Source organism: Pseudomonas sp. DVZ6 (assembly GCF_024259445.1).
Taxonomy (GTDB): Bacteria; Pseudomonadota; Gammaproteobacteria; order Pseudomonadales; family Pseudomonadaceae; genus Aquipseudomonas; species Aquipseudomonas peradeniyensis.
Map to the genome: position 1 here is coordinate 24,400 of NZ_JANCLM010000015.1, position 12,008 is coordinate 36,407.

A 12,008-nucleotide genomic window follows, 5' to 3' on the forward strand; every position below is an offset into this window, starting at 1 on the left:
TCAATGCCGCATATTCTGATCGTCGAAGACGAAACCATCATCCGTTCAGCCCTGCGTCGCCTGCTCGAACGGAACCAGTACCAGGTCAGCGAAGCCGGCTCGGTGCAGGAAGCCCAGGAACGCTTCAGCATTGCCACCTTCGACCTGATCGTCAGCGACCTGCGCCTGCCGGGCGCCCCGGGCACCGAGCTGATCAAGCTCGGCCAGGGCACCCCGGTGCTGATCATGACCAGCTACGCCAGCCTGCGCTCGGCGGTGGACTCGATGAAGATGGGCGCGGTGGACTACATCGCCAAGCCCTTCGACCACGACGAGATGCTCCAGGCCGTGGCCCGCATCCTGCGCGACCGGCAGAACGCTCCAGCCGCCGCGCCTGCCGCCGAGCCACGCGCCGGTAACGGCAAGGCCGCCAGCGACAAGGCAGGTAGCGCGGCCGCCAACGGCGAGATTGGCATCATCGGCTCCTGCCCGCCCATGCAGGACATGTACGTCAAGATTCGCAAGGTCGCCCCGACCGACTCCAATGTGCTGATCCAGGGCGAGTCGGGCACCGGCAAGGAGCTGGTCGCCCGAGCCCTGCACAACCTCTCGCGCCGGGCCAAGGCACCGATGATCTCGGTGAACTGCGCGGCGATCCCCGAGACCCTGATCGAGTCGGAACTGTTCGGCCACGAGAAGGGCGCGTTCACCGGCGCCAGTGCCGGGCGCGCGGGCCTGGTCGAGGCCGCCGACGGCGGCACGCTGTTCCTCGACGAGATCGGCGAACTGCCCCTGGAAGCCCAGGCCCGCCTGCTGCGCGTGCTACAGGAAGGCGAGATCCGCCGGGTCGGCTCGGTGCAGTCGCAGAAGGTCGATGTGCGCCTGATCGCCGCGACCCACCGCGACCTGAAGAACCTGGCCAAGGCCGGGCAGTTCCGTGAAGACCTGTACTACCGCCTGCACGTGATCGCCCTGAAACTGCCAGCCCTGCGCGAGCGCGGCAGCGACGTCAACGAGATCGCCAATGCCTTCCTTGCCCGCCAGAGCGCACGCATCGGCCGCGACGACCTGCACTTCTCCCACGAGGCCGAGCAGGCCATCCGTCACTACAGCTGGCCGGGCAACGTGCGCGAACTGGAAAACGCCGTGGAGCGCGCAGTGATTCTCAGCGAGAGCGCGGAAATTTCCGCCGACCTGCTGGGCATCGATATCGAGCTGAGCGACCTGGAAGACGATGACGTGCTGGACAGCCTGCCAAGCCTGGCCAGCGCCAACAACGCCAGCCACGAGCCGACCGAGGACCTGTCGCTGGAGGACTACTTCCAGCATTTCGTCCTCGAGCACCAGGACCACATGACCGAGACCGAGCTGGCGCGCAAGCTGGGCGTCAGCCGCAAATGCCTGTGGGAACGCCGCCAGCGCCTGGGTATCCCGCGACGCAAGAGCAACGCCACCAGCGACAATTGATTCTATGTAATCCGATCGCGGGGCCAGCCCGCTCCCACGCCAGCCTTGCCTGGTCCGTGGGAGCGGGCTAGCTCCGCGATGCGTTTGTGCGGTAACACATCAGTTCCCGCAAAAATCTGTTACCCACCCTGTCAGCCGTAACATCCCCCGAGGCGTAAGGTAACGAAATTTCTACATTTGCCCCGCCCAAAAACCTGTCTGAACCGCTGAAACCCCCGATTTCATTGGGTTTTCAAAAGTTGGCACGGCACCTGCTATATGTCTGGTACAAGAACAATAACAAGCACTGCAACTCAGAATAAGAACAAGACGAAACGGCTCACGCACAATAAGAACAAGACGGCGGAGGCGCAGCTAACTGATTCTTTTGGAGAGGCGTTGTGTTTGGGGCTTGCCCCACGATCAGGCAGAGAACAACAAAAACTGCACTAAAAAGCAGCACCTGAACTGATTGGATCGACAGATCAGCATCAACTCGGCGACCAAAGCAATCCGTTTGCTCTTCACCCCCGGTTTGGGGGTCGTCCACAAGCTTCGAGATTTGTGGACAGGGCATTCAACAAAAACAAGAAGCCCGGCAAAAAAACAATAAGAGCACGCAACGACTTTGATGGGGAGCTTCGGCTCCCCATGTCGTTTCTCCCTTTCGCATCGCCCTTGCCACACCGCCTACACCATTCCCCCAGTAAATGCTAGAATCCCCGCCCATCATGCGGCCATTCTCCTATCCTTGGCCGATCATTCCTTCAAACAGTGCATCCCATGCTGAAGAAGCTGTTCCAGTCGTTCCGCCCGCCCGTCCGTGGCCAGCACCACAGGCGCACCACGCCTGAAGTGATCAACAAGAGCCAGCACTCGCTGCAGCGCAGCCAGTTCAGCCGCCATGCCGTGGGCATCGTCGAGCGTCTGCAGGCAGCCGGTTACCAGGCCTACCTGGTCGGTGGCTGCGTGCGCGACCTGCTGCTGGGCATCACGCCCAAGGACTTCGACGTCGCCACCAGCGCCACCCCCGAGCAGATCCGCGCGGAGTTCCGCAACGCCCGCATCATCGGCCGGCGTTTCAAGCTGGTGCACGTGCATTTCGGCCGTGACATCATCGAGGTCGCGACCTTCCGTGCCCCGCACTCGGATGAAGACCAGTCCGATAGCCACCGCTCGTCGCACAATGCCAGCGGCCGCATCCTGCGCGACAACGTGTACGGCACCCTGGAAGAAGACGCGCAACGCCGCGACTTCACCATTAACGCCCTGTACTACGACCCGGTCAGCGAGCGCATCCTCGACTACGCCAACGGTGTCCACGACATCCGTAACCGCCTGCTGCGCCTGATCGGCGACCCGACGCACCGCTACCAGGAAGACCCGGTACGCATGCTGCGCGCCGTGCGCTTCGCCGCCAAGCTGGACTTCGGCATCGAGAAGCACACTGTGCAACCGATCCGCGAACTGGCGCCCATGCTGCGTGACATTCCGCCGGCACGCCTGTTCGAGGAGTGCCTCAAGCTGTTCCTCAACGGCCAAGGCGCGATCACCTTCGAGATGCTGGTCGACCTGCAACTGTTCGAGCCGCTGTTCCCGGCCAGCAGCCAGGCCCTGGAAGAACGCCCGACCTACACCCACACCCTGATCAGCCAGGCCCTGAGCAACACCGACCTGCGCGTCAAGCAGGGCAAACCGGTGACCCCGGCATTCCTCTTCGCCGCCCTGCTCTGGCCGGCCCTGCCGGGCCGCGTGCTGTACCTGCAGAGCCAAGGCGTGCCGCCGATCCCTGCCATGAACGGCGCGGCCCACGACCTGATCGCCGAACAATGCGCACGCATTGCCATCCCCAAGCGATTCACCCTGCCGATCCGCGAGATCTGGGACATGCAGGAGCGCCTGCCACGACGCAGTGGCAAACGCGCCGACATGCTGCTGGACAACCCGCGCTTCCGCGCCGGCTACGACTTCCTCCTGCTGCGTGAAAGCGCCGGCGAGGAAACCGACGGCCTGGGCGAGTGGTGGACCGACTACCAGGACGCCAACGACAGCCAGCGCCGCGACATGATCCGCGAGCTCGGCAGCCGTGACGACGGCGGCACTGCCGGCCCACGCAAGCGCAAGCGAAGCGGCGGCAAACGCAAGCGTGATGACGAGCAGGCCTGGGACTGAGCATGAACACCCGTGCGTTCATCGGCCTGGGCAGCAACCTGGATGAACCCGCCGAGCAGCTGCGCAGCGCCCTGCAGGCGCTGGACCTGATAACCGACACCCGCCTGGCGGCGGCCTCGGCGCTCTACACCAGCGACTCCCTGCTGCCTGGCCAGCCGCGCTACACCAATGCCGTGGCAGCCATCGACACGACGTTGGCACCGCTGGCGCTGCTCGACGCCCTGCAGTCCATCGAGAACGACCAGGGCCGCGTGCGCAAGGAACGCTGGGGGCCGCGCACCCTCGACCTGGATATGCTGCTATTTGGTGACCAGGTCATCGATGTGCCACGTCTGAAAGTGCCGCACTACCACATGCATGCACGCCCCTTCGTGCTCTACCCGCTCGCCGAGCTGGTGCCCGCCGAATTCCGCCTCGCCGACGGCCGCGCCCTGGCGCAGTTGCTCGAAGACTGTCCGTTCGTCGGCCTGGAACGCCTGTAATTCGGGCGTTTCCGACGGCGGTAACGCCAGTAACACCGGTACCGTAACAATGCGGTAACACGGCTGGTTGACTTCCCCCACCTCGCTCACGACTATAGGCGTCCCGCGGCGCCACTCTGCCGCAATCACCCATTTAGGCCCGGACGGACCTGTGCCCGAACATCACAGACGATGATGTGCCGCTCCGGAAGATGAATACACGCGTTGTACGCAGTTGTTGTTCACAGCGCCTGAACGAGGATTCCCCTACATGCCTGAAGTAACCCTGACCACCCTGCATGGCCTGAAGGCCAAGGGTGAAAAAATCACCATGCTGACCTGCTATGACGCGACCTTCGCCAAGGCCGCCAGCCAGGCCGGCGTGGAAGTCCTGCTGGTGGGCGACTCCCTGGGGATGGTCCTGCAGGGCCATGACAGCACCCTGCCGGTCACCAACCGCGACATGGCCTACCATACCGCCTGCGTCAAGCGCGGCAACGATGGCGCGCTGATCCTCGCCGACCTGCCGTTCATGGCCCACGCCACTCCCGAGCAGGCCTTCGCCAACGCCGCCGAACTGATGCGCGCCGGCGCCCACATGCTCAAGATCGAAGGCGCCGCCTGGCTGGGCGAGACCATCCGCCTGCTGGCCGAGCGCGGTGTGCCGGTGTGTGCGCACATGGGACTGACCCCGCAGACGGTCAACGTGCTGGGTGGCTACAAGGTCCAGGGCCGCCAGGAAGCCCAGGCCCGCCAGATGCGCGCCGACGCCATCGCCCTGGAGCAGGCCGGCGCGGCCATGCTGCTGCTCGAGTGCGTGCCCAGCGAGCTGGCGGCGGAGATTACCCAGGCGGTGGGCATTCCGGTGATCGGCATCGGCGCCGGCAGCGCCACCGATGGCCAGGTGCTGGTCCTGCATGACATGCTCGGACTGTCGCTCAGCGGCCGCGTGCCGAAGTTCGTGAAGAACTTCATGGCCGGCCAGCCGGACATCCAGAGTGCCCTGGCCGCCTATGTCCGTGCGGTCAAGGACGTCAGCTTCCCTGGCAGCGAGCATGGGTTCAGCGCATGAATACCGTCAAGACCGTCCGTGAACTGCGTGCCGCCGTGGCCCGCGCCCGAGGCGAAGGCAAGCGCATCGCCTTCGTGCCGACCATGGGCAACCTGCACAGCGGCCATGCCGCCCTGGTGACCAAGGCCGCCCAGCGCGCCGACTTCGTGGTCGCCAGCATCTTCGTCAACCCGCTGCAGTTCGGCGCGGGCGAGGACCTGGACAAGTATCCCCGCACCCTCGCCGCCGACCAGGAAACACTGCTGCAGGCCGGCTGCCACCTGCTGTTCGCACCCACTGTCGAGGAAATGTACCCCGACGGCATGGCCGTGCAGACCCGGGTGAGCGTGCCGCAGCTGTCCGAAGGCCTGTGTGGCGCCAGCCGCCCCGGGCACTTCGAAGGCGTGGCGACGGTGGTCAGCAAGTTGTTCAACATGGTCCAGCCAGACCTGGCCGTGTTCGGCGAAAAGGACTTCCAGCAACTGGCGGTGATCCGCGCCATGGTGCGCGACCTGAACATGCCGATCCAGATCATCGGCGAGCCGACCGTGCGCGCCGAGGACGGCCTGGCGCTGTCGTCGCGCAATGGCTACCTGACGCCGGAGCAGCGTGCCACCGCCCCGGTGCTGTACCGCACCCTGAGCGGCATCGCCGACGCCCTGCGCCGTGGCCAGCGCGACTACCCGGCGCTGATCGCCGAGGGCCAGGGGCAACTCGAAAGCGCCGGGTTCCGTAAGGATTACCTGGAAGTGCGCCACGCCGTCACCCTGCGCCCGGCGCAAGTCGATGACCGTGACCTGGTGGTAATCGCCGCGGCTTACCTGGGTAACACCCGGCTGATCGACAATCTCTACCTGCACCTCGAAGAGCAGAGCGCCTGATATGACCCGTGGGAGCGGGCTTGCCCCGCGATAGTGCCTGCCCAGGCAACCGCAATCGCAAGGCAAGCCCGCTCCCACGACGCTCAACCTCATGAAGTCTGCTGTCACAAAGCCAGCTCTCACGATCACCCTCGTGACAATTTTCATCCTCCTCGCTTGCCTCACCCATTCCCGGTTTCCTGCCAATGCCTATAATGTCCAGCTTGCAACCGGCAACGAATGCCGCTGTCCAAGCCTGACCATGCACCAAGGAAACCACCCGCAATGGCGTATTACCGTACCCCCCACGATGTGACGGCGCTGCCCGCCTGGCAGGCGCTTCAGCAACACCGCGACGCCATGCAGGGCTTCAGCATGCGCGAAGCCTTCGCCGCCGACGGCAAGCGCTTCGAGCAGTTCTCCTTGAGCAGCTGCGGCCTGTTCCTCGACTACTCGAAGAACCTGATCACCGAGCAGACCCGTGACCTGCTGGTGAACCTGGCCAAGGACGTCGACCTGGAAGCGGCCATCAAGTCGATGTTCAGCGGCGAGATCATCAACGCCTCCGAAGGCCGTCCGGTGCTGCACACCGCCCTGCGCCGCCCGGTCGGCGACAAGCTCAGCGTGAACGGCGTCAACGTGATGCCGGAAGTGCACAAGGTGCTGAACCAGATCACCGAACTGGTCGGCCGCATCCACGACGGCCTGTGGCGCGGCTACAGCGAAAAACCGATCACCGACGTGGTCAACATCGGCATCGGCGGCTCGTTCCTCGGCCCCGAGCTGGTCTCCGAGGCGCTGCTGCCCTACGCCCAGCGCGGCGTGCGCTGCCACTACCTGGCGAACATCGACGGCAGCGAGTTCCATGAGCTGTCGGCCAACCTGCGCGCCGAGACCACCCTGTTCATCGTCTCGTCGAAGTCGTTCAACACCCTGGAAACCCTGAAGAACGCCCAGGCCGCGCGCACCTGGTACCTGGCCCAGGGCGGTTCGGAAGCCGAGCTGTACCGCCACTTCATCGCCGTATCCAGCAACAAGGCCGCGGCCGTGGCCTTCGGCATCCGCGAAGAGAACATCTTCCCGATGTGGGACTGGGTCGGCGGGCGCTACTCGCTGTGGTCGGCCATCGGCCTGCCGATCGCCCTGGCCATCGGCACCGCCAACTTCAAGGAACTGTTGTCCGGCGCCTACACCATGGACCAGCACTTCCAGACCGCGCCGTTCGAGAAGAACATGCCGGTGCTGCTGGCCCTGCTGGGCGTGTGGTACGGCAACTTCTGGGGCGCCCAGGCCCACGCGATCCTGCCGTACGACCATTACCTGCGCAACATCACCAAGCACCTGCAGCAACTGGACATGGAGTCCAACGGCAAGAGCGTGCTGCAGGACGGCAGCCCGGTGAAGACCGACACTGGCCCGGTGATCTGGGGCGGCGTCGGCTGCAACGGCCAGCACGCCTACCACCAGTTGCTGCACCAGGGCACCCAGCTGATCCCGGCCGACTTCATCGTGCCGGTGGTGAGCTTCAACCCGGTGGCGGACCACCATCAGTGGCTGTACGCCAACTGCCTGTCGCAGAGCCAGGCGCTGATGCTCGGCAAGACCCGCGAGGAAGCCGAGGCAGAACTGCGCGCCAAGGGCCTGAACGAGGCCGATATCGCCAAGCTGGCGCCGCACAAGGTGATCCCGGGCAACCGCCCGAGCAACACCCTGGTGGTCGAGCGCATCAGCCCGCGCCGCCTCGGTGCGCTGGTGGCGATGTACGAGCACAAGGTGTTCGTGCAGAGCGTGGTCTGGGGCATCAACGCCTTCGACCAGTGGGGCGTGGAGCTGGGCAAGGAACTGGGCAAGGGCGTGTACCAGCGCCTGGTGGGCGCCCAGGAGGACAACGCCGAGGACGGCTCCACCCAGGGCCTGATCAACTACTTCCGCGGCCGTCACCGCGGCTGACGCTACACAGCCGCTCTTTGTGTAGGAGCGGCCTTGTGCCGCGAAAGGGCCGCACAGCGGCCCCGGCAATCATCATGGGGCCGCTTCGCGGCCCTTTCGCGGCGCAAGGCCGCTCCTACACGGACACCATGATCCTCAAGGAACATCACCTCTAGCTACACTGTCCATCGAATAGCCGTTGCAGTCCCTCGCCCCTAACAAGAGCAGGACCACCCGCCATGTTCGATATCCGCGACTATCCCCAGGCCCTGGCCGTGAGCCAGTCCGCCACCCTCAGCGACGACGACTACCGCCGCCTCTACCGCCAGTCGGTGGATGACCCCGACACCTTCTGGGCCGAACAGGCCAGGCGCCTGGACTGGATCAAGCCCTGGTCAAGCGTGCAGCAATGCGACCTGAAGACCGGCACTGCCCGCTGGTTCGACGGCGCCCAGCTCAACGTCAGCCATAACTGCATCGATCGCCACCTGGCCACGCGCGGCGAACAGACCGCCCTGCTCTGGGAAGGTGACAATCCCGACGACAGCAAGGCCATCAGCTACCGCGAACTGCATCGCCAGGTCTGCCGCCTGGCCAACGCGTTGAAAGCCCGTGGCGTGAAAAAGGGCGACCGCGTGTGCATCTACATGCCGATGATCCCCGAGGCCGCCTACGCCATGCTCGCCTGCACGCGCATCGGCGCCATCCACTCGGTGGTGTTCGGCGGCTTCTCCCCCGACGCCCTGCGCGACCGCATCCTCGACGCCGACTGCCGCACCGTGATCACCGCCGACGAAGGCGTGCGGGGCGGCAAGCGCATCCCGCTCAAGCAAAACGTCGACAAGGCCCTCGCCAGTTGCCCGGCGGTAAGCAGCGTGTTCGTGATCAAGCGTACCGGCGCTGAGGTGGCCTGGAGCGAAGGCCGCGACCTCTGGTACCACGAGGTGACGGAAAAGGCCGCTGACGACTGCCCGGCCGAACCGATGAACGCCGAGGATCCGCTGTTCATCCTCTACACCTCGGGCAGCACCGGCAAGCCCAAGGGCGTGCTGCACACCACCGCCGGCTACCTGCTGCAGGCGACCATGACCTTCAAGACCGTGTTCGACTACCGCGACGGCGAGGTGTTCTGGTGCACCGCCGACGTCGGCTGGGTCACCGGCCACAGCTATATCGTCTATGGCCCACTGGCCAACGGCGCGATTTCGCTGATGTTCGAGGGCGTGCCCAACTACCCCGACACCTCGCGCTTCTGGCAAGTGGTCGACAAACACCGGGTGAACATCTTCTACACCGCGCCCACCGCCCTGCGCGCGCTGATGCGCGAAGGTGCCGGCCCCTTGCAGGGCACCTCACGCGAGACCCTGCGCCTGCTCGGCAGCGTCGGCGAGCCGATCAACCCGGAAGCCTGGGAATGGTATTTCGAAGAGGTCGGCAAGAAACGCTGCCCCATCGTCGACACCTGGTGGCAGACCGAGACCGGCGGCATCATGCTCACCCCCCTCCCCGGCACGCCACGGCTCAAGCCGGGCTGCGCCACCCAGCCGATGTTCGGCGTGCAACCGGTACTGCTGGACGACAAAGGCAAGCTGATCGAAGGCCCCGGCGCCGGGCTGCTGGCGATCAAGGCCAGCTGGCCCGGGCAGATCCGCAGCGTCTACGGCGACCACCAGCGCATGGTCGACACCTACTTCAAGCCGATGCCCGGCTACTACTTCACCGGCGACGGCGCCCGCCGCGATGCCGATGGCGACTACTGGATCACCGGGCGCATCGACGATGTGATCAATGTTTCCGGCCACCGTATCGGCACCGCCGAGGTGGAGAGCGCCCTGGTGCTGCACGACAGCGTCGCCGAGGCCGCCGTGGTGGGTTATCCCCACGACCTCAAGGGCCAGGGTGTGTATGCCTTCGTCACTCCCATGAACGGCGTGACGCCGGACGACGCGCTCAAGGCCGAACTGCTGGCCCTGGTCAGCAAGGAGATCGGCAGCTTCGCCAAACCCGAGCTGATCCAGTGGGCCCCTGCCCTGCCCAAGACCCGCTCGGGCAAGATCATGCGGCGCATCCTGCGCAAGATCGCCTGCAATGAACTGGACAACCTGGGCGACACCTCCACCCTCGCCGACCCGAGCGTGGTCCAGGGCCTGATCGACAAACGCCTGAACCAATAGGCCGCTTCGCAGGGCGGCCGCTGCCGGCCGTCCTGCGGTGAATTGACATATCGGTAAATACCGATATTATCGCGTCATGGAACTGCTCGACGTATTCAAGGCACTCTCGAACCGCACACGCCTCGAGATCCTCAAAGGCTTGAAAGACCCGGTGAAACACTTTCCTCCACAGGACGAAGGTGACGTTCACACCGTGGGTGTCTGTGTGAGCAGTATCCAGGAAGGCGTGGGGCTGTCGCAGTCAACGGTGTCCGACTACCTGGCCACCCTGCAGCGTGCAGGCCTGGTCGAGGTCCGCCGCATTGGCCAGTGGACCTACTACAAGCGCAACGAAGCAGCCATCAGCGCGCTCGCCGAGCTGATCGGGAGCGACCTGTAGGGTTTGCTTTTACCTCGATATATCGATATTTCCCGATATCCCGTTTTAACGAAATCAAGGAGCAATCCCCGAGGTGCCTGCCAGGCGCCCAGAAACAGAAAGGCAGCTTGATCTCACTTTATATATCGACATTTCTCGATATCCCTTTTTATAGAAGCGAGGAAACACCATGAAAGCGTTGATACTGGATGCCTTCGGCGGCCCGGATGCATTCGTCTATCGTGACATCGCCAAGCCGGTGCCAAAGGCCGGGCAGGTACTGGTCAGGGTGCATGCCACCTCCGTCAATCCGCTGGACTACCAGGTGCGTCGCGGCGACTATCCCGACCTGGTGCCGCTGCCGGCCATCACCGGGCACGACGTCTCCGGCGTCGTCGAGGCCGTCGGGCCTGGGGTGACGGCGTTCAGCCCCGGTGACGAGGTGTGGTACACCCCGCAGATCTTCGAGGGCGCCGGCAGCTATGCCGAATACCACGTCGCCGCCGAAGGCATCGTCGGCCGGAAGCCGCCGTCGCTGAGCCATCTCGAGGCGGCAAGCCTGAGCCTGGTCGGCGGCACGGCCTGGGAGGCGCTGGTGGTCCGCGCGGCGCTCAGGGTGGGCGAGAGCATCCTGGTGCATGGCGGTGCCGGCGGCGTCGGCCATGTGGCGATCCAGCTGGCCAAGGCCATGGGCGCCAGGGTCTTCACCACGGTACGCGAAGCGAATGCCGAATTCGCGCGACGCATGGGCGCCGATGTGGTCATCGACTACGAGCGCCAGGACTATGTCGATGTCATCCTCAAGGAAACCGCAGGCCATGGCGTCGACGTGGTATTCGACACCATTGGCGGCGATACCCTGTCTCGCAGCCCGGACGCCCTGGCCCAGTTGGGGCGCGTGGTGTCGATCGTGGACATCGCGCAACCACAGAACCTCATTCAGGCCTGGGGCAAGAACGCGAGCTATCACTTCGTCTTCACCCGGCAGCAGCGCGGCAAGCTCGATGAGCTGAGCGCGCTGGTCGAGCGCGGACAACTGCGGCCACATGTGGGCGCCATCTATCCCCTGGCCGACGTTGCGCTCGCCCATGCCCGGCTGCAAAGCCCCAACAATGGCCTGCAAGGAAAGATCGCCATTGCGGTCGTGCCTGCGGCCGAACCCAGCAACGCTTGACGCCCCCTCGCCCAACCCAATCATGAGGACCGCCATGATCTACGAAATCGCCATTCTTCCCATCCAGCAGGCGCGCATCGACAGTTTCAGGCACGCCTTCGCCGAAGTCGCCCCTCTGCTCAGTCGGGCCAAAGGGTACCTCAGCCACCTGCTCGCGCAAGGGATCGAAACACCCCATCACTTCAACCTGATCGTACAGTGGCAATCCCTCGAGGATCACACGCCTGGCTTCGAGACCAGCGAAGACCACCAGGTCTTCATGGCCCACCTCACACCGTATTTTTCCGAGGAGCCCACGGTTTATCATATCCACGGAGGCGCGCTCGAGACGCACGCCCCCGCCGGCCCGGGAGACGCCAGGCCAATGGACATACGCCTCAATTCATAGACGGCCGCCATGGCGG

At 64.7% G+C, this 12,008-nt stretch carries 10 protein-coding genes; all 10 read left to right on the top strand.

What is annotated here, in order from left to right; genetic code table 11:
• Positions 1–3 precede the first annotated feature (3 nt).
• The 10 genes from NMG10_RS10845 (at position 4) to NMG10_RS10890 (ending at position 11,992) form a co-directional block, all read left to right on the top strand.
• Complete coding sequence (locus tag NMG10_RS10845) at positions 4–1,446, top strand: sigma-54 dependent transcriptional regulator (RefSeq protein WP_203648074.1); 1,443 nt, start codon at positions 4–6, stop codon at positions 1,444–1,446.
• A 762-nt stretch (positions 1,447–2,208) separates the two neighbouring features.
• Positions 2,209–3,597: a polynucleotide adenylyltransferase PcnB gene (locus NMG10_RS10850; protein ID WP_203648075.1), complete on the top strand. Its 1,389-nt coding sequence runs from the start codon at positions 2,209–2,211 to the stop codon at positions 3,595–3,597.
• 2 nt (positions 3,598–3,599) lie between these two features.
• Complete coding sequence (folK, locus tag NMG10_RS10855; protein ID WP_254464330.1) at positions 3,600–4,079, top strand: 2-amino-4-hydroxy-6-hydroxymethyldihydropteridine diphosphokinase; 480 nt, start codon at positions 3,600–3,602, stop codon at positions 4,077–4,079.
• Between the two features lie 250 nt (positions 4,080–4,329).
• The gene (panB, locus tag NMG10_RS10860) at positions 4,330–5,130 is read left to right on the top strand and encodes a 3-methyl-2-oxobutanoate hydroxymethyltransferase (RefSeq protein WP_110735118.1); all 801 of its coding nucleotides are present in this window, start codon (positions 4,330–4,332) and stop codon (positions 5,128–5,130) included.
• Positions 5,127–5,990, top strand: coding sequence for a pantoate--beta-alanine ligase (gene panC / locus NMG10_RS10865; RefSeq protein WP_254464331.1), 864 nt, complete (start codon positions 5,127–5,129; stop codon positions 5,988–5,990). Before panB ends, panC begins: the two co-directional genes overlap by 4 nt.
• A gap of 264 nt (positions 5,991–6,254) precedes the next feature.
• Positions 6,255–7,919 carry a glucose-6-phosphate isomerase gene (gene pgi, locus NMG10_RS10870; RefSeq protein WP_234560864.1) on the top strand — a complete coding sequence of 555 codons (1,665 nt, stop codon included), beginning with the start codon at positions 6,255–6,257 and terminating at the stop codon, positions 7,917–7,919.
• A gap of 218 nt (positions 7,920–8,137) precedes the next feature.
• Positions 8,138–10,072 (top strand): acetate--CoA ligase, encoded by a 1,935-nt coding sequence (acs, locus tag NMG10_RS10875; protein ID WP_254464332.1) that lies wholly within the window; start codon positions 8,138–8,140, stop codon positions 10,070–10,072.
• Positions 10,073–10,148: 76 nt separating this feature from the next.
• Positions 10,149–10,451: a helix-turn-helix transcriptional regulator gene (locus NMG10_RS10880; protein WP_254464333.1), complete on the top strand. Its 303-nt coding sequence runs from the start codon at positions 10,149–10,151 to the stop codon at positions 10,449–10,451.
• Between the two features lie 169 nt (positions 10,452–10,620).
• Positions 10,621–11,604 (top strand): zinc-dependent alcohol dehydrogenase family protein, encoded by a 984-nt coding sequence (locus NMG10_RS10885; protein ID WP_203648081.1) that lies wholly within the window; start codon positions 10,621–10,623, stop codon positions 11,602–11,604.
• Between the two features lie 34 nt (positions 11,605–11,638).
• Complete coding sequence (locus tag NMG10_RS10890; protein WP_203648082.1) at positions 11,639–11,992, top strand: antibiotic biosynthesis monooxygenase; 354 nt, start codon at positions 11,639–11,641, stop codon at positions 11,990–11,992.
• Positions 11,993–12,008 lie beyond the last annotated feature (16 nt).